This window comes from Winogradskyella damuponensis, from assembly GCF_039538385.1.
Taxonomy (GTDB): domain Bacteria; phylum Bacteroidota; class Bacteroidia; order Flavobacteriales; family Flavobacteriaceae; genus Winogradskyella; species Winogradskyella damuponensis.
In genome coordinates, this window is the sequence record NZ_BAABCB010000015.1 from 253,282 (window position 1) to 270,536 (window position 17,255).

Annotated in this window: 18 protein-coding genes; 9 read left to right on the forward strand and 9 right to left on the reverse strand. The window is 32.1% G+C overall.

Annotation, left to right across the window (positions count from 1 at the left end):
* Nucleotides 1-83 precede the first annotated feature (83 nt).
* From ABD730_RS06910 to ABD730_RS06925, 4 genes are all read left to right on the forward strand, one after another.
* Complete coding sequence (locus ABD730_RS06910; protein ID WP_334467296.1) at nucleotides 84-917, forward strand: YHYH protein; 834 nt, start codon at nucleotides 84-86, stop codon at nucleotides 915-917.
* A 73-nt stretch (nucleotides 918-990) separates the two neighbouring features.
* Nucleotides 991-1,518: a toxin-antitoxin system YwqK family antitoxin gene (locus tag ABD730_RS06915; RefSeq protein WP_334467298.1), complete on the forward strand. Its 528-nt coding sequence runs from the start codon at nucleotides 991-993 to the stop codon at nucleotides 1,516-1,518.
* Nucleotides 1,505-2,158: an SCO family protein gene (locus ABD730_RS06920; RefSeq protein ID WP_334467300.1), complete on the forward strand. Its 654-nt coding sequence runs from the start codon at nucleotides 1,505-1,507 to the stop codon at nucleotides 2,156-2,158. The genes ABD730_RS06915 and ABD730_RS06920 overlap by 14 nt, the downstream gene beginning before the upstream one ends.
* Nucleotides 2,159-2,251: 93 nt before the next feature.
* Nucleotides 2,252-3,337 (forward strand): WD40/YVTN/BNR-like repeat-containing protein, encoded by a 1,086-nt coding sequence (locus ABD730_RS06925; protein WP_344713530.1) that lies wholly within the window; start codon nucleotides 2,252-2,254, stop codon nucleotides 3,335-3,337.
* A gap of 41 nt (nucleotides 3,338-3,378) precedes the next feature.
* Here ABD730_RS06925 and ABD730_RS06930 read toward each other — a convergent pair whose 3' ends face one another.
* The 7 genes from ABD730_RS06930 to ABD730_RS06960 all read right to left on the reverse strand — a co-directional run bounded on the left by ABD730_RS06930 (nucleotide 3,379) and on the right by ABD730_RS06960 (nucleotide 10,434).
* The gene (locus ABD730_RS06930; RefSeq protein ID WP_334467303.1) at nucleotides 3,379-3,822 is read right to left on the reverse strand and encodes a hypothetical protein; all 444 of its coding nucleotides are present in this window, start codon (nucleotides 3,820-3,822) and stop codon (nucleotides 3,379-3,381) included.
* An 8-nt stretch (nucleotides 3,823-3,830) separates the two neighbouring features.
* Nucleotides 3,831-4,334: a hypothetical protein gene (locus tag ABD730_RS06935; protein ID WP_334467305.1), complete on the reverse strand. Its 504-nt coding sequence runs from the start codon at nucleotides 4,332-4,334 to the stop codon at nucleotides 3,831-3,833.
* A 90-nt stretch (nucleotides 4,335-4,424) separates the two neighbouring features.
* The gene (locus ABD730_RS06940) at nucleotides 4,425-4,967 is read right to left on the reverse strand and encodes an RNA polymerase sigma factor (RefSeq protein ID WP_215925322.1); all 543 of its coding nucleotides are present in this window, start codon (nucleotides 4,965-4,967) and stop codon (nucleotides 4,425-4,427) included.
* A 296-nt stretch (nucleotides 4,968-5,263) separates the two neighbouring features.
* The gene (locus ABD730_RS06945) at nucleotides 5,264-7,090 is read right to left on the reverse strand and encodes an ABC transporter ATP-binding protein (RefSeq protein ID WP_334467308.1); all 1,827 of its coding nucleotides are present in this window, start codon (nucleotides 7,088-7,090) and stop codon (nucleotides 5,264-5,266) included.
* A 3-nt stretch (nucleotides 7,091-7,093) separates the two neighbouring features.
* The gene (locus ABD730_RS06950) at nucleotides 7,094-8,821 is read right to left on the reverse strand and encodes a phospho-sugar mutase (protein WP_344713533.1); all 1,728 of its coding nucleotides are present in this window, start codon (nucleotides 8,819-8,821) and stop codon (nucleotides 7,094-7,096) included.
* Between the two features lie 84 nt (nucleotides 8,822-8,905).
* Nucleotides 8,906-9,856 (reverse strand): glycosyltransferase family 2 protein, encoded by a 951-nt coding sequence (locus ABD730_RS06955; protein WP_334467312.1) that lies wholly within the window; start codon nucleotides 9,854-9,856, stop codon nucleotides 8,906-8,908.
* Between the two features lie 44 nt (nucleotides 9,857-9,900).
* Nucleotides 9,901-10,434, reverse strand: coding sequence for a DUF4199 domain-containing protein (locus ABD730_RS06960; protein WP_215925318.1), 534 nt, complete (start codon nucleotides 10,432-10,434; stop codon nucleotides 9,901-9,903).
* 157 nt (nucleotides 10,435-10,591) lie between these two features.
* Here ABD730_RS06960 and ABD730_RS06965 point away from each other — a divergent pair, with 157 nt between their 5' ends.
* The 3 genes from ABD730_RS06965 to ABD730_RS06975 all read left to right on the forward strand — a co-directional run bounded on the left by ABD730_RS06965 (nucleotide 10,592) and on the right by ABD730_RS06975 (nucleotide 13,057).
* Nucleotides 10,592-10,843 (forward strand): type B 50S ribosomal protein L31, encoded by a 252-nt coding sequence (locus ABD730_RS06965; RefSeq protein ID WP_215925317.1) that lies wholly within the window; start codon nucleotides 10,592-10,594, stop codon nucleotides 10,841-10,843.
* A 134-nt stretch (nucleotides 10,844-10,977) separates the two neighbouring features.
* Nucleotides 10,978-12,153, forward strand: coding sequence for a GlmU family protein (locus tag ABD730_RS06970; RefSeq protein WP_334467317.1), 1,176 nt, complete (start codon nucleotides 10,978-10,980; stop codon nucleotides 12,151-12,153).
* Nucleotide 12,154: 1 nt separating this feature from the next.
* Nucleotides 12,155-13,057 (forward strand): TolB family protein, encoded by a 903-nt coding sequence (locus ABD730_RS06975; protein WP_344713537.1) that lies wholly within the window; start codon nucleotides 12,155-12,157, stop codon nucleotides 13,055-13,057.
* Here the strand turns inward: ABD730_RS06975 and ABD730_RS06980 are convergent.
* Nucleotides 13,044-14,684 (reverse strand): ABC transporter substrate-binding protein, encoded by a 1,641-nt coding sequence (locus ABD730_RS06980; RefSeq protein ID WP_344713539.1) that lies wholly within the window; start codon nucleotides 14,682-14,684, stop codon nucleotides 13,044-13,046. The two genes, ABD730_RS06975 and ABD730_RS06980, sit on opposite strands and share 14 nt — an antisense overlap.
* A gap of 45 nt (nucleotides 14,685-14,729) precedes the next feature.
* Here ABD730_RS06980 and mtaB point away from each other — a divergent pair, with 45 nt between their 5' ends.
* Entirely contained in the window at nucleotides 14,730-16,052 is a 1,323-nt protein-coding gene (gene mtaB / locus ABD730_RS06985; protein WP_334467323.1) for a tRNA (N(6)-L-threonylcarbamoyladenosine(37)-C(2))-methylthiotransferase MtaB, read from the forward strand.
* Between the two features lie 72 nt (nucleotides 16,053-16,124).
* Here the strand turns inward: mtaB and ABD730_RS06990 are convergent, their stop codons facing one another.
* The gene (locus ABD730_RS06990; RefSeq protein WP_215925312.1) at nucleotides 16,125-16,421 is read right to left on the reverse strand and encodes an N-acetyltransferase; all 297 of its coding nucleotides are present in this window, start codon (nucleotides 16,419-16,421) and stop codon (nucleotides 16,125-16,127) included.
* 152 nt (nucleotides 16,422-16,573) lie between these two features.
* Here ABD730_RS06990 and ABD730_RS06995 point away from each other — a divergent pair, with 152 nt between their 5' ends.
* Complete coding sequence (locus ABD730_RS06995; RefSeq protein WP_215925311.1) at nucleotides 16,574-17,236, forward strand: alpha/beta hydrolase; 663 nt, start codon at nucleotides 16,574-16,576, stop codon at nucleotides 17,234-17,236.
* Nucleotides 17,237-17,255 lie beyond the last annotated feature (19 nt).

Sequence of the window (17,255 nt, forward strand, 5' to 3'; positions counted from 1 at the left end):
GCGCAAGTTTTTTTAGATAAGCACATCTAAATAATAAACGACCTAAAAAAATATCATACAAAACCACTAATAAAATTAAAATTATGAAAAATATATTCAAATTATTAGCCTTAATATTAATGCTTTTTGCTGTTACAATTGCTTGTTCTTCAGATGATAGTTCAACATCAACAGACGATGGTGGAGATGATGGAGAGGTAACAGAACTTCATGCTGCCTTTGCCGATTTTAATACAGATAATACAACAATAGCATTAAGTGGAAATAACGTAGTTATTCAAACTAATGGCTTGCCAGATCATACCTCTCCGTATTGGTCTAATACAACATCTAGAACAATAACAGGTCCTGAAGGTAATACTATGACTACGGTATCAAGTTCTAATCATCCGCTTTGGGTAGAGCCTACAATAACCTCTTATGATCAAATGGCACCAGGAAATATTGATGATTTTAACGGGGCGTATACATTAACAGTTTCAGCAAGTCCTACTTTGGCCAGTAGCTCTACTGCAACAGGATTAGGCGCTATTGGTATTTCAGTTTCAGGAGCTGTAATCTATAATGATGAAGAAGGACCAAATATTCCTCTAGATAATGCCGTAGGATCTTTAGATTATACTGCAGCGCACACTGGGCCACAAAGCTACCATTATCATTTAGAACCAAAAGCATGGTCAAATAACGATGATGATTTAATAGGAATTATAGCAGATGGGTTTTTCTTATATGGAAGAAAATGTAACTCAACAGGAACATATCCTACAGATTTAGATGCTTCAGGCGGACATACAAGCACAACACAGCATACAACAACTGCCGAGTATCATTATCATATTCAAAACGAATTATACTTAAACCAATACTATATTTTATTCCCAGGTGACTATCAAGGAACTCCAAGTAATATTCAATAAAAGCTGTATAATTTTCAGTTTAATATTCTTTTTTAATTGTCAAAATGAAGGCTATAAAAATGAAGTACTAGCTATGGCTCAAGTTGATGAGATAAAGGAACGAAGTGTTGCTAAGTCGCAATTAATATTGAATCAAAATGTTGGGCTTGTTTATTATAAAGGCAAGCCTTTTACAGGGACTTCAGTTGTAAATTATCTTAATGGTAATAAAGCTGAAATCATTAATTACACTAACGGAATAAGAGAAGGAGTTTATAAAAAATGGTTTGAAGATGGTTTATTGAGTTTTGAAGCCTATTATGTAAACGGAAAGTTAGATGGTGTCTCAAAATCATGGTGGTTTAATGGTAACCTTAGATCAGAGTCACATTATATAGATGGAGTAGCAAACGGTATTCAAAAACAGTGGTATGTTACGGGTGAAAAGTTTAAACAAATGACCATTGTTAATGGTAAGGAAGAAGGCATGCAAAAAGCATGGAGACGTAACGGAAAAATCTATAATAATTACGAGGCCAAAAATGGACGCATTTTCGGATTAAAACGTGCCAATTTGTGTTTCCAACTAGAAGAAGAAATTGTTCAAGATGAAAAAATATAGTATTTTATTTTTAGTATGTATACTGCTGAGTTGTAAGGAGGAAACTAAAGTAAAAACAAGTAGAGTCGCTACACTTCCTTATTATAGTGAAGCCAGTTTTACACCACATTGGCTGTATAAAGGAGATGAAGAATTAAAAAACTTTCATAAAATACCAAGCTTTAGTTTAGTAAACCAAGACGGGAAAAAAGTCACTGAGAAAACTTTTGAAGACAAAATTTATATCACAGATTTTTTCTTTACAACTTGTCCTGGTATTTGTCCAAAAATGACAGCAAATATGTCGGTTTTACAAGACGAATTTATTAATGATGATGAGGTTTTACTATTGTCGCATTCTGTAACACCAGAAACAGATTCTATCCAAGTTTTAAAAGATTATGCAGAGGCTAAAGATGTTGTAAGTGCCAAATGGCATTTAGTTACAGGCGAACGGAAAACTATTTATGACTTAGGTCGTAAATCTTATTTTGTTGAAGAAAATTTAGGTGAAGAAAAAACAGAGGATGACTTTTTGCATACTGAAAATTTTGTGCTAATAGATAAAGATAAACACATACGTGGAATTTATAATGGTTTAAATAAAACAGCTGTTCAACAATTAATAACAGATGTAAAAACCTTAAAAAACGAAAAATAAAAAGACCTTGATTTGATTGATTAAGATTGATTTGTTGAAAGGCTTTACGATTATATCGTAGAGCTTTTCTATTTTTAGGGAAAATTATTGAATATGAGATTTATATTGCTATTACTTTGCTTCGTTTTTTGTAATTCTTGTAAAGATGAATATATAAGACCGGAAGTTTTTTCTAAGGTCATTTTAGAACCAATAGTAGAAGATTCTACATTAAGTGTTAGAGCTATTGATTTTAATAATGAATACTTGTTATATGGAAGTTCCGATCATTTAGGAAAACATGCATTAAGTTCTGAGTTTAAGATTAACCTTAATGAGCTAAATGTAAATACCGGAAAAAATCACTTTAAGTATATACTTAATTATAATGAAAAGCCACTTCATTTTAGAGCAATTGAAGAAGTGAATGGAAACCTTTTTGCTGTCTCGATAGCTAATCCTGGACGATTGTATAAACTATCTAGAAAAGCGAAAAATCCTAAATTGATATATGAGGAAGAAGATGAAAAAGCCTTCTACGATGCCATGGACTTCTGGAACGATGATGAAGGTATTGCCATTGGTGATCCAACAGACGATTGTATGAGCATCATCATCACAAGAGATGGCGGAAATACATGGACAAAGCTATCTTGTGAGGATTTACCGAAGACTAAAGAAGGAGAAGTAGCTTTTGCTGCAAGTGATACCAATATTTCTATTGTAGGAGATCACACTTGGGTTGCTACAGGTGGCAAAGCAAGCAGAATATTATACTCACCAAACAAAGGGAGAACTTGGGAGGTATTTGAAACTCCTATTATTCAAGGTACAGCAACTACAGGAATATATTCTTTAGACTTTTACGATGAACAAAATGGATTCGCTATAGGTGGAGATTACACCAAGCCAAACGATACTTTAAACAATAAGATAAGAACTAGTGATGGAGGAAAAACATGGCAAGTTGTGGCTAATGGAAGAGGTCCTGGTTATAGGAGTTGTGTGCAATACATTCCAAACTCAGATGGAAAGGAACTCGTCGCTATTGGTTTTAAAGGTATTGATTATAGTAATGATGCTGGAGAATCTTGGACACATTTAAGTGATGAAGGCTTTTATACCATTCGGTTTTTAAATGATTCTGTGGCTTATGCAGCAGGAAAGGGAAGAATAAGCAAACTTAATTTTAGAGAATAAAAAAAAAGGAAACTGTTTAAGTTTCCTTTTTGTGTTTTTTATTAGCGATTACCTTTTTCATTGCTATGGCGTTTTTTATATTCTTCAAACATTTTATGTTTAAAGGATCGCTCTGCCTGATACAATTTTATTATTTTTTTAGCAGGAAGAATTTCTAGCAATTCATTTAACATTTTAGAGTGTATGGCTACCTTTTGTTTTTCCATTTTTTCCATATCTAATAATAGGGATTTGGCTTCAGTTTCAGAAAGGTCTTCAAGCCTTTTTTCTTTTCGCCTTTCCATAGATTGCTCTCTAAGTTTGTCTTCTGCATCTTCATTAGCATTATATATTGGCCAAAATTTCTGTGCCTCAGTTTTAGTTAAGTCTAATTGCTCTGTAATATGAGCAATTTTTAGGGCTTTAATTTTTTCTCTATCTAGTTTTTGCGCAAATAAGCTGGCAGAAACAAATAATGTAAGAATGATTGTGTGTATTGTTTTCATAAACTTTTTTATTCAAAAATTAGGTCTTCTGGTTCTATGTTTTCGAAATATTGATTTAGTGTTTCTTCTGAAATGTTTATATCTATAAAATCGGTTTCTGAAATATCGCTAGTTTTAAACAAAGAGGCAAAATCATCATTGGTATATTCTTCATAATACAAATAATTTTCAATGAGTGCAGTGTCTATGTTTTCAAAAGAAATACGATCCTTATTAAATACTAAGCTAAAAAGTAATACAAAACTAGCAGCAATACCTGCAATGTAATAAAATGTATTTCTAGATTTTAATGTAATTACTGGTTTTTTAGTTGTTGTTTTAAGCTCTTCTAAAATTTTAGTTTCAACCGAATTAAAATAATCATTTGGAACAGTAAAGCCAGGAGTTTTAGAACCGCTAATTATTTCTTTTTCATTTAGACGTTCAAAAATTTGATTGTCTAAAGATTCAAAATAGTGATCTGGCGTTTTAAATCCCGAATCTTTAATGTTATGGATGCGTTCTTCTTTCATGTTTGCTGAACTTACTTCAGTATCTGTTTTCTTGAAACTGACGTTATATTCTGTATTCTATCTATTAAGACTTCAAATTTCTAAAATGGTTTAATCTGAAGTTAAAAATGCTTCAATCTTTTTAGCTGCTATATGATACGATGCTTTTAATGCTCCTTCACTAGTATCTAATATTTCAGCCATATCTTTATATTTTAAATCGTCAAAATACCTCATGTTAAATACCAACTGTTGCTTTTCAGGCAGCGTAGCTATAGCTTTTTGTAATTTTAGTTGAATGTCATCTCCTTCAAAATAAACATCTGCTGTCAAATTGTTAATGGCCTTTTGTTGATGCTCTTCGTTTGTAATCTGTAGTCGCTTAGCATTTTTATTAATGAGCGTAATAGATTCATTAGTTGCAATTCTGTACATCCAAGAAAACAACATGCTGTCTCCCTTAAATTTATCAATACTACGATAGATTTTTATAAAAGTATTCTGCAGTGCATCATCAGCATCATTATGATTAATCACAATTTTTCTAATATGCCAATATAAACGTTCTTTATAAAGCTGCAATAACTCCCTAAAAGCAGCCTCTTTAGACTCTGGGTTTTGTAAACGTTTTATGAATTCTAATTCGTTAATCAAATGATTTACTTTAAATATTAGACGCGTTAAATTACTAAAAGTTTAATTGTAAATTAATAGTGAAAATTTAAGGAGTTTGCTTTTGTTGATTATCAGTTTGTTACGTTTAATATTTTCGATAAAAAGCATAAAAACACGATAAAATACACTTTTTTCTTGTGTAGTATATTTATTTAGTATATGTTTGTCTTAGCTTAACCTATTTACCGTTATCAGTTCCCCAAATCTGGTAACAAAAGAAAAAGGATGCATTTAATTATGCATCCTTTTTTATGTATTAAAACGAAAGTTTTGTATTACTCAAAGCTTTGCATATCAACAAGTTTTCTGTAAACACCATTTTTAGCAATCAGTTCTGCATGAGTGCCTTGTTCTGCGATCTCACCTTTTTGCATTACCACAATTTGATCTGCATTTTGGATTGTAGATAAGCGGTGTGCAATAACAATAGAGGTTCTGTTTTTCATCATGTTTTCTAAAGCATCTTGAACTAAGCGTTCGCTTTCTGTATCTAAAGCTGAGGTGGCTTCATCTAAAATCATAATTGGTGGATTTTTTAGTACAGCTCTTGCAATACTTAAACGTTGTTTTTGTCCACCAGACAATTTGTTTCCTGAATCTCCAATATTAGTTTCTATGCCTTTAGGTAAGTCTTTAACAAACTCCCAAGCATTAGCAATTTTTAAAGCGTCTATTATTTCTTCATCTGTAGCATTTTCTTTGCCTAAAAGAATATTGTTTTTAATACTGTCATTAAATAAGATGGAATCTTGAGTTACTAATCCCATTAAATTTCTTAACGAGTGTTTTGTAATATCTTTTATATTGTCATCGTCTATTTGAATGCTGCCTTCATTTACATCGTAAAAGCGTGTCACTAAATTGGCAATAGTACTTTTCCCGCTTCCAGATTGCCCAACTAAGGCAACGCTTTTTCCTTTAGGGACTTGTAGCGTAAAGTTTTTGAGGACTAAATCGTCTTCGTATTTAAAAGAGATATTATTTAAATGTAGTGCTGAATTAAAATTGGTTTTAACTTTAGCATTGGGCTTATCTTCAAGTACAGAAGGCGTTTCAATAATTTCTAAAACACGGTCGGCAGCTGCATTACCTGCTTTTACTTTATAACTGGCCTTACTAATAGCTTTGGCAGGAGTTAAAATTTGGTATGCTAAGGCCATATAAGTTATAAAGGCACCACCAGAAAGGCTATTCTCTATTAATACCATGCTGCCACCATACCATAGTAGTGCAGCTATTGTGGCAATACCTAAAAACTCACTTGCAGGCGATGCTAAATTTTGACGATTCAGTAATTTGTTTGAAAAATTATAAAAACGAGTTGTAGAGTCCTGAAATTTTTTATTAAAGTGTGCTTCTGAGTTAAAGCCTTTTATCACTTTTAGACCACTTAAGGTTTCTTCTAAGGTTGATAGAAATACGCCTTGTTCGGTTTGTACGCGACTAGACTTTTTCTTCAAACTTTTTCCTATTCTTGAAATAATTAATCCAGCTATGGGAATAAAAATAAATACAAAAATGGTTAGTTTTACTGAAATTGTAAACATGGTCACAATTGCAAAAACAATGGTAAGAGGTTCTTTTACTATAAGTTCTAATACGGCAAGTAGTGAATTTTTTACTTCATTAACATCACCAGAAATTCGGGCTATAATATCTCCTTTTTTCTTTTCAGAATAATAAGAAATAGGTAAGGTTAGTACTTTATTGTAAATGGAATCTCTCAAGTCTTTTAAAACTCCATTTCTAAGAAAAGTAATAAAAAATAAAGCGAGATAATTAAAAATATTTTTAAGTAAAAACAAACTAATGATTAGCATAATCATATACAGTAAGGTGCGTTGCGGACCTTCACTATCGTTAGTTGTAGTTACAAAATAATTTAAATAATCTTCGGCATAAGGTTTAATCTCTCTAATGCCATTATAGACAGGCTTTACGTTTAACCTTTCGGTTTCACCAAATAAAACATTAATCATTGGCATTAAAGCCACCATGGCTAATGTGCTAAAAAGCGCATAGAGCACATTGAAGAAAATGTTGAGGTAACCAAATTTTTTATACGGAATTATAAACCGTGATAATTTTTTTATATAGTCCATTAATTACAAATTCATATCCTTGAGGATAGCATCAATTCTATCTTCCAATAACCGCTCCGTTGAAGCAAAGTCTGCCGTATTGTCAAGATCGGCATTTACGCTGATATAGAATTTTATTTTTGGTTCTGTTCCACTTGGTCTTAGTGCTATTTTACTACCATTTTCGGTATAGTAAATTAAAACATTAGATTTTGGAATGTCTATAGTCGTTTCTTCTTGTGTTTGAAGGTTTTTAGAAATGGATAATTGATAGTCTTCAATTAAGACCACTTTTTCTCCATTGATTTCTTTTAAAGGATTTTCTCTAGCATCAATCATCATTTGTTTAATTTCTTGTGCGCCTTCAATACCTTTTTTAGTTAAGGCAACTAACCGTTCTTTAAAGAAACCGTGTTCTTTATATAAATCAATTAATTCTTGATACATTGTTTTTCCATTGGCTTTAGCTTGTGCAGCTATTTCGCAAGCCAAAAGAGTAGAGGTTACAGCATCTTTATCTCTAACGAAATCGCCAACCATAAACCCAAAACTTTCTTCTCCACCTCCAATAAAATCGAGTTCAGGAAAATCTTTAATCATTTTAGCAATCCATTTAAAGCCTGTAAGTCCAATTTTACATTCTACATTATATGCATTTGCTAAAACAGACATCATAGGTGTAGATACAATTGTAGAGGCAATAAATTGATTTCCATTAATTTTTCCTTCTTTTTTCCATTGTTTTAATAGAAAATTAGTCATTAAAACCATCGTTTGGTTTCCATTAAGAATCACCAATTCATTTTCTAAGTTTCTAACGACAACACCTAAACGGTCACAATCCGGATCTGTACCAATAACGATATCTCCATCTACTTTTTTAGCTAATTCCATAGCCATTTTTAAGGCTTCTGGTTCTTCAGGGTTAGGAGAAACAACTGTAGGGAAATCTCCATTTGGTATACGTTGTTCTTCAACAATGTTTACATTAGTATATCCAGCACGTTTGAGCGTCTCAGGTATTGCTGTGATAGACGTTCCGTGTAAAGATGTAAATACAATATTTAAATCTTCTTTAGCTTCAGAAGGTGTATTAAAACTACCATTACTCACTGAGGCATCAAAAAAAACGTTATCAATGTCTTTTCCTATAAATTGAATTAATTCAGAGTTGGATTCAAACTTAATTTCAGAATAATCTAATCGGTTTATTTCTTTAATTACTGCAGCATCTTGAGGTGGCACTAATTGACCTCCATCTTGCCAATACACTTTGTAACCATTATATTCTGGTGGATTGTGTGATGCTGTTAATACAATTCCACAATGACAGTTTAAATGCTTTAAGGCGAATGATAACTCTGGTGTTGGTCTTAAGTCTTCAAATAAAAAGACTTTAATTCCATTTGCAGAAAAGACATCTGCGACCAACTTGCCAAAAGTGTTGCTATTATGTCTACAATCGTAAGCAATAGCGACTCTTAGTTCTTCATTAGGAAAGGACTGTTTTAAGTAATTACTTAGCCCTTGTGTATTTTTTCCTAAAGTATATTTGTTTATTCTGTTGGTGCCAAGTCCCATAATACCTCGCATACCACCAGTTCCAAATTCTAAATCTTTATAAAAACTCTCTTCTAAATCTTTTGGGTTAGAAGCAATCATGTGTTTGATTTGTTTTTGCGATTCTTCATCAAAAGCTGGAGTTAACCAACTGTTTACACGTTCTAAAATTTCTGGCTTAATATGTATCATTTATAAATAAGTAAAATGGATTCAATAACAAAAATAAACAATTCGTAATTTGAAATGGACTTACAAGACTATAAATTCTAATCGCTAGGATAGATTCAAATTTTCTTTAATAAAATAACGTTGCTGTTGGCGGTTAGATCGTAAAGTAAGTTCGCCTAAAAAGCCAGCAATGAAGAATTGTACTCCAATTAACATGGTAGATAAAGCAATATAAAATTGGGGCCTGTCTGTAATTAATCTACCTGTAGGATTAAAGAATAGTTTGTCTAATCCCAAATAAAGAGAAAAGCCAAAACCAATAATAGACATTATGACTCCTAATGCTCCAAAGAGGTGCATTGGTCGTTTTCCAAATCTAGAGATAAACCAAATGGTTATTAAATCAAGGAAACCATTGATAAAACGATTCATCCCAAATTTTGTATGCCCATATTTACGGGCTTGGTGCTGTACTACTTTTTCTCCTATCGCAGTAAAACCAGCATTTTTGGCTAAAACAGGTATGTAGCGGTGCATTTCGCCATAAACATCAATGTGCTTAACAACTTGATTTGAATAAGCCTTTAAACCGCAATTAAAATCATTTAAGATCACACCAGATGTTCGTCTCGCTGCCCAATTAAAAAGTTTTGAGGGTAAGTTTTTAGATAAGTAAGAATCGTATCGTTTCTTTTTCCAGCCAGAGACCAAATCAAAATGGTCTTCTGTAATCATTTTGTAAAGTTCAGGGATTTCTTCTGGATTGTCTTGCAAATCCGCATCCATCGTAATAACAACATCTCCTTCAGCTTTTGCAAAACCAGCATGTAAAGCTTGAGACTTTCCAAAGTTTTTTAGAAACCTTATCCCTTTAACGCTAGGATTTATTTCTGCAAGTTCTGAAATAATATGCCAAGACCTATCAGTACTGCCATCGTCTATAAATAGAATTTCATAAGAAAACTGATTGGATAGCATCACTGATACTATCCAATCGTGTAATTCTTTTAAAGATTCTTCTTCGTTAAGTAGTGGTATAACTACTGATATATTCATATTGATGTTGTCTAATTTCTAGACTTCAAAAATAGAGAAAATTTTTAAGCTGCATTAGGATCATTTTTTTTAACTACAGCAGCTACAATTAAACCTATAATACTAAAGCCAACAAGTTGGTATGCTATAGATTTTAACGAATTGCTTATAGAGAAAAAGCTTCCTTGTGCTTCCATTTGTTTAATTGCTTCGTCAATAGCTTCTTGAGGTGCACCAAAATTTTGCATCATAGATAATTGAGATTCTACGATTTTGTCTTGTAATAAGGTAGCGGCATCAGGATCAATAAAATTAAAGATAACTAAACCAATAAGAGCAGGTATAACTATACCAATTGCAATAGTTATAAAAAAGGCAGTAAAAGCTTCTTTAAAACTTATAAATCCTCCAGAAAGTGTTCTCGCTTTAACAGAGGATACAATACCAAAAATAATAACAAGTAACATTTGGCCAATTCCAAACCACCATTGGGTAAATAAGTCTAGATATACAGCGTATCCTATTATAGTTAGTGAGGATAGAACTAAAGCTAAATAAAGCCCGTATGACGTTGCTGAAGATTTTAAAGATTTTTCCATTTTTAGTTGATTTTTTAGTTAATTATCTAGTTAGTACTCAAAGTTACGGAAATGTTACATAAATTTGTGAAATAAAAAGTACTAAAAAGATTGTACATTTATAAAAAATACTTAAATTTGCACCTCGAAAAATCGAATACATTTAAAGCATTTAGTGATGAAAGCAGGAATACATCCAGAAAATTATAGAGTAGTAGCGTTTAAAGATATGTCTAACGAAGATGTATTTTTAACTAAATCTACAGCAGATACAAGTGAAACTATTGAAGTTGACGGTGTTGAATATCCATTAGTTAAGTTGGAGATTTCTAGAACATCTCATCCATACTATACCGGTAAATCTAAATTAGTAGATACAGCTGGTCGTATTGATAAATTCAAAAACAAATACGCTAAGTTTAAAAAATAAACTCAAGCTATTAGATATTTTTAAAAAGCCCTTCTTTAACAGAAAGGCTTTTTTGTTTTATACAATTAAGTTATTTTTGAAGGGTTAATCGAGGTTTTTAGTTGAAGCTAAAAACTTTAAATTTTAAACTCAGAATGAACTATATACTTTTTGATGGCCCATACCGCAACAACTTGTTGCCATTTACATTTACAAGACCTGTTGCAGATATTAGAGTCGGTATTTTAACGATTCGTCAAAAATGGGAGTCGTATTTAGAATATACTACCACTACTGTAACTGAAGACTATTTGGCAGATAAGTTTCCAATGGTAGAAATGGAAGACAACATTATGATTAATGCGTCTTTTTTACCTAATATGGAAGTGGTTGAAGTTGTAAAAAACTTAAATCATAATCAGGCTTTATTTAAAGCAGAAGATGTCATTGCCTTTTTTGCTAAAGAAGGAGAGGAAGTGAATGATTTTTCAAATTTTGAAGCGATAGAATTTGAAGGTGATATTCTGAAAATTGAGCATACTTGGGATATTTTTTCTAAGAATGGTGAAGCCTTAGTTGAGGATTTTAACTTAATAACAAAGGACCGACAATCAGAACCAATTCCTGCGACAATCAATACCATAAATCCTGAAAATATTTTTATTGAAAAAGGAGCAACTTTAAATTTTGCAACTTTAAATGCCAGTTCTGGTCCAATTTACATTGGTAGAAATGCCGAAATTATGGAGGGTTCTATTGTTAGAGGGCCTTTGGCACTTTGTAATAATGCGACATTAAAAATGGCTAGTAAAATTTATGGACCAACCACTATTGGGCCACATAGCAAAGTAGGTGGAGAGGTTAGTAATTCTGTTATTTTTGGTTTTTCTAATAAAGGGCACGATGGCTTTTTAGGTAATTCAGTATTAGGAGAATGGTGTAACCTTGGTGCAGATACCAATAACAGTAACTTAAAAAATAACTATGCAGAAGTAAGGCTTTGGGATTACCAAACCGAAGGTTTTGCTAAAACAGGATTGCAATTCTGCGGATTAATGATGGGAGATCACAGTAAATGTGGTATTAACACCATGTTTAATACTGGTACAGTTGTTGGTGTAAGTGCTAATATCTTTGGAAGTGGATTTCCTAGAAATTTTGTGCCAAGCTTTTCTTGGGGCGGAAGTAAAGGCTTTGTAACCTATAAAACTAATAAAGCATTTGAAGTTGCAGAAGTAGTTATGGCAAGACGAAAAGAAGAGTTTACGGACCAAGATAAAGCGATTTTAGAGCATATTTTTGAAGAAACAAAACAATATAGAAGAGAATAGCATGATACTAAAACCCCAATTTACCCTACTTTTTTTATTTATTTTAAGCCTTGGATTTTCTCAAGAGGTCGAAGTCAAAAGACTAAAAATAAACAACAAACTCGATCATTTTGCAGCAAGAGTTGTAAAAGATAAAGTGTTTTTTAGTTCTAATTTAGTGACTAGAAGTGGTAGAGCAATATTAGATAAATATGCGCAAAATTTATATGCCATTTATGAGGCTCCATTGCGAGAAGACGGAGAGATAAAGGATGCTAAGCTTGTAAAGAAGAAGGATGTAGGTATGTCTAATATGTCTGTTTCAACTTATTCTAAAGATGGTAAGTATATGTATTATACAGCAAATCACACCGAAAAAGGAGAAAATAAGTTAAAGGATATGAATACGTTTAACCTTTTAATACAAAGAGCAGAGTATGTGGAAGGCAAAGGTTGGACAAACATAACCACCTTACCATTTTGTGATCCAGATTATAATTTTGCGCATCCTGCTTTAAGTCCAGATGGGGCTACATTATATTTTATTGCAGATATTAAAGGGACAAAAGGCAAATCAGATTTATACAAAGTTTCCGTTTCTGATCATAAAACTTATGGCGAAGTGACAAAATTAGGAGAACATATTAATTCGCCACGTACTGAGACCTTTCCTTTTGTTAGTGCAGATAATAAGTTGTACTTCTCTTCGGATAGACGTGGAGGAAAAGGTGGTATAGATATTTATGAATACGATTTAAATGCTACTAACATCATTAAAGAACCGGTATCTTTAGATGAACCTATTAATAGTCGTGGTGATGATTTTTCATTTTTCTTAAATGATGATTTAACCTCAGGATTTATATCATCTAGACGCTCTAGAGGTGAAGGTGGTGATGACCTTTATTATTTTACTGGATTTTAGTTTTTCTTACCGATTTTAATTCCAATAAATTTGTAGCATTAATTCCTAAACCATTTACGTTTTGTCTTGTAAACCTAACTACTTCGTCATAAAAGAGTGGTACAATAGGAGCAGAGTTCATAATAAGCGAATCCATTTTAGTATAAAGTTTTGCTCGTAAATCAGGATTAGTTTCTAAATAAGCAGCTTCATACATTTGGTCGAATTTTGAATTTTTAAAATGAGTATAATTGGGGCCGTTTGGTGCAAAATTCTTACTGTAATATAACGATAAATAATTTTCAGCATCAGGATAATCGGCTATCCAACTCGCTCTAAAAAAATCGACTTGCCCATTAGCTTTAGCATCTTTTAAGCTAGAAGGTGGGATAACATCCACATTAACTATTAAGCCCGTTTTCTGTAATTCGCGTTGAATAAATTCACAAAAACTTAAATAATTGCTTGTGGTGGTGAGGGTGATTTCTGGGTTTTTAATTCCAGTTTCAGTCTTGAATTCTGAAACGAGTTGTTTGGCTAATTCAGGTTGATATTTAAAACCAATAGAAGCATCAAAACCAGGTAAACCTTTTGGTATAAAACCGCCATTTGCAGGAATTCCAATGCCATTTCTTAAATACGTCATCATTTTGTTTCTGTCAAAACCTACATTAATTGCTTTTCTCAGTTTTAATGCCTGAATTTCATTGACTTCAGATGCCATAAAAAAGGCTAAATATTCGGTGTTAAGATATGGTCCTCTTATCATTTTTACATCATCAGCATAGGTTGCTCTTAATTTTCCTTCTGCGGTTAAAATTTCATCTTTATAAGAACCATCTAAACCAGAAACAAAGTCAATATTACCTTGTGCAAACTGTAGAAACTCACTTTGCTTATCTGGCAAAAAAGTAATAGCAATAGCTTCAAGATACGGCAGCTGTTGCTCATGAGCATCGGTTTCAAAATAATGCTCATTTCGTCTAAATACTAACTTTAAGTTTTCTTCCCAGCGTTTAAATTTAAAAGGACCAGTTCCTATGGGATGTGCTCTAAAATCATTACCATAATGTTCTACGATCTCTTTAGGAACAACAGAATAGTATTTCATGGTTAACAAACCTAAAAATGCAGGAAAAGGTTGTTTTAATTTAATTTGAAATGTTGAATCGTTAATAGCAGAAAAGTCTTCTACTTTATTTAAAACCCAACTACCTGGAGAAGCAATGGTTTTATCTTTTAATCTATTGAAACTATATTCAAAGTCAGAAGCATTTACAATTCTAGTAGAATCCTGACTGTTTGAAGAAGTCGCAAATAATTCATGTTTATGAAACTTTATATCGTTTCTAAGTGTAAAAGTGTAGGTTTTGGCACTATCTGTAATGGTCCAATTTTTAGCAATGGAAGGTTTAACGTTAAGCTGGTCATCCATTTGTACTAAACCATTAAACAATTGATGTGTTGCCCAAATGTCTGCTAAATCTTTAGAAAAAGCAGGGTCTAAAGAGCCAATATTTTTGTGTTCGTTGTATCTAAATACCAAATGGTCTAATTGAGAGCTTTCTTTAGAGCTGCACGATAAAATTATGAAAAACAATGATCCATAACGTAATCTATTGAATAAGGATAGTCTGAGTTTTAGCATATAACTTATATGTTGTAAATTTGCCAACTTGGTAAAAGTACAAGAATGAATCCAACAAAAAAAGTCGCATTTTATACACTAGGTTGTAAACTGAATTTTTCTGAAACGTCTACCATAGCTAGAGGTTTTACAGACGAAGGATTTGATCGAGTAGATTTTAAGGAATCGGCTGATATTTATGTAATTAATACCTGTTCTGTAACTGAAAATGCAGATAAACGTTTTAAGTCTATTGTAAAACAAGCTCAAAAGAATAATCCTGAAGCATTTGTAGCGGCGATAGGTTGCTATGCACAATTAAAACCTGAAGAATTAGCAGACGTTAATGGTGTAGACTTGGTATTGGGAGCGACAGAGAAATTCAAAATTACAGATTACTTAAATGATCTTACAAAAAATGACTTAGGCGAAGTGCATTCTTGTGAAATTGAAGATGCTGATTTCTATGTTGGCAGTTATTCTATAGGTGACAGAACTAGAGCTTTTTTAAAAGTACAAGACGGTTGTGATTATAAATGTACTTATTGTACAATTCCTCTAGCGAGAGGGATTTCAAGAAGTGATACAATGGCAAATGTTTTGAAGAATGCCAAAGAAATTTCAGAACAAGGCATTAAGGAGATTGTATTAACAGGTGTAAATATTGGAGACTACGGAAAAGGAGAGTTTGGGAATAAAAAACACGAACACACTTTTTTAGATTTGGTTACAGAACTTGATAAAGTTGAAGGTATTGAGCGATTGAGAATCTCATCTATTGAACCTAATTTATTAAAAAACGAATCCATAGATTTAGTTTCTAAATCTAGAGCATTTGTACCACATTTTCATATTCCATTGCAAAGTGGAAGTAATGACATCTTAAAAAAGATGAAACGTCGCTACATGAAAGAATTATATGTAGACAGAGTTTCAAAAATAAATGAAGTTATGCCACATGCTTGTATTGGTGTGGATGTGATTGTTGGTTTTCCTGGTGAAACAGATGAACTGTTTCTAGAGACTTATAATTTTTTAAACGCATTAGATATATCGTATTTACACGTATTTCAATATTCTGAACGTGATAATACAGAAGCTGCTAAAATGCCAAATGTGGTATCTAAAGCTAAAAGAGTTAAACGCAGTAAAATGTTACGAGGCTTATCTGCCAAAAAACGTCGCGCGTTTTACGAAAAACAAATAAATACAGAACGAACTGTTTTATTTGAAAGTGAAAATAAAGAAGGTTACATTCATGGTTTTACAGAAAACTATGTAAAGGTTAAAACACCATGGAATCCAGAATTAGTAAATACATTGCATAAAGTAGAACTTACTAAAATTGATGAAGACGGTTTGGTGCGTTTTAAATTTCTCGAAAAATAAAAACGTAATACACTGATAAAAAAAAATCCGAAACTTTTAAAGTTTCGGATTTTTTTAATGTTTTTTCTAGAATTATATTCGAATTCCAACTGGTAGCATGCGTTTATATTTCCTGTTTCGCCTTACAAATTTTGCGATTTCAGGACTTGTAGGTACTACACTAATGTTACGTTCCTTAATATTAGAGAATACCATATCAATAAAGTCCAGTTCAAACTCATCTGTTCTAATCGTGTCAGGAATAATCATTTTGGTTAAGAATATCTTTCGTTCTTGTAAAGAATATTCAATAATAGCCATTTCGTTTTCAACCTTTAATTCAAATTGACGTAGAAAATCATTGTCAATCAATTCAGCAGTTTCTGTCATAATTTTATTGTATTAAATTCAGCGGTTGGTAGCGTAGATACTATATTTTATATAGTTTTGCTGTGCAAAGGTACAAAAAATCAACTAAAGTATTAGGTTATTGTTGTTAAAACCTTAAATTGTAATTAATTAGGACGTCTCAAACACACCCCATGAATCCCCAATTAACACAGATTTATTTAATGCCTGGTATGGCTGCAAATCCATCTATATTTGAGCATATAGATCTTCCAAAAAACAATTATGAAATCCATTGGCTAGAGTGGCAGATTCCCAATAAAAATGAGACACTCAAAGATTATGCTTTGCGCATGTGTACATTTATTAAACACGATAATGTTGTTTTGTTAGGCGTGTCTTTTGGAGGTGTTTTAGTACAAGAAATGAGTAAGTATTTAAACTTAAAAAAGTTAATAGTAGTCTCTAGTGTAAAGTCGCATCACGAGTTGCCAAAACGGCTTAAATTACTTAAAGTTACTAAGGCTTATAAATTTTTACCTACACAATTGATGAGTAATATTGATTTATTAGCCAAATATGCATTTGGAGAGACCATAAAAAAACGTGTGGATTTGTATAAAAAATATTTATCTGTAAATGATAAAACCTATTTAGATTGGGCTATTAAACAAATGGTTTGTTGGAGTCAAGAGGAAGCTCATCCAGATGCGATATATATTCATGGAGACAATGATGCTGTTTTTCCGCACTCTTGCGTTGGAAATTGTATCGTAATTAAGGGCGGAACACATATTATGATCATTAATAAGTACAAATGGTTTAACGAAAATTTACCAAAACTTATTGAAGGTTGAATTTGAATCTTGTTCTTAG

Excerpts from the sequence above, each read along its gene's own strand:
- ABD730_RS06910 (WP_334467296.1), top strand. The coding sequence starts at position 84 with ATGAAAAATATATTCAAATTATTAGCCTTAATATTAATGCTTTTTGCT.
- ABD730_RS06915 (WP_334467298.1), top strand. The coding sequence starts at position 991 with ATGGCTCAAGTTGATGAGATAAAGGAACGAAGTGTTGCTAAGTCGCAA.
- ABD730_RS06920 (WP_334467300.1), top strand. The coding sequence starts at position 1,505 with ATGAAAAAATATAGTATTTTATTTTTAGTATGTATACTGCTGAGTTGT.
- ABD730_RS06925 (WP_344713530.1), top strand. The coding sequence starts at position 2,252 with ATGAGATTTATATTGCTATTACTTTGCTTCGTTTTTTGTAATTCTTGT.
- ABD730_RS06930 (WP_334467303.1), bottom strand. The coding sequence starts at position 3,822 with ATGAAAACAATACACACAATCATTCTTACATTATTTGTTTCTGCCAGC.
- ABD730_RS06935 (WP_334467305.1), bottom strand. The coding sequence starts at position 4,334 with ATGAAAGAAGAACGCATCCATAACATTAAAGATTCGGGATTTAAAACG.
- ABD730_RS06945 (WP_334467308.1), bottom strand. The coding sequence starts at position 7,090 with ATGGACTATATAAAAAAATTATCACGGTTTATAATTCCGTATAAAAAA.
- ABD730_RS06950 (WP_344713533.1), bottom strand. The coding sequence starts at position 8,821 with ATGATACATATTAAGCCAGAAATTTTAGAACGTGTAAACAGTTGGTTA.
- ABD730_RS06955 (WP_334467312.1), bottom strand. The coding sequence starts at position 9,856 with ATGAATATATCAGTAGTTATACCACTACTTAACGAAGAAGAATCTTTA.
- ABD730_RS06960 (WP_215925318.1), bottom strand. The coding sequence starts at position 10,434 with ATGGAAAAATCTTTAAAATCTTCAGCAACGTCATACGGGCTTTATTTA.
- ABD730_RS06965 (WP_215925317.1), top strand. The coding sequence starts at position 10,592 with ATGAAAGCAGGAATACATCCAGAAAATTATAGAGTAGTAGCGTTTAAA.
- ABD730_RS06970 (WP_334467317.1), top strand. The coding sequence starts at position 10,978 with ATGAACTATATACTTTTTGATGGCCCATACCGCAACAACTTGTTGCCA.
- ABD730_RS06975 (WP_344713537.1), top strand. The coding sequence starts at position 12,155 with ATGATACTAAAACCCCAATTTACCCTACTTTTTTTATTTATTTTAAGC.
- ABD730_RS06980 (WP_344713539.1), bottom strand. The coding sequence starts at position 14,684 with ATGCTAAAACTCAGACTATCCTTATTCAATAGATTACGTTATGGATCA.
- mtaB (WP_334467323.1), top strand. The coding sequence starts at position 14,730 with ATGAATCCAACAAAAAAAGTCGCATTTTATACACTAGGTTGTAAACTG.
- ABD730_RS06990 (WP_215925312.1), bottom strand. The coding sequence starts at position 16,421 with ATGACAGAAACTGCTGAATTGATTGACAATGATTTTCTACGTCAATTT.
- ABD730_RS06995 (WP_215925311.1), top strand. The coding sequence starts at position 16,574 with ATGAATCCCCAATTAACACAGATTTATTTAATGCCTGGTATGGCTGCA.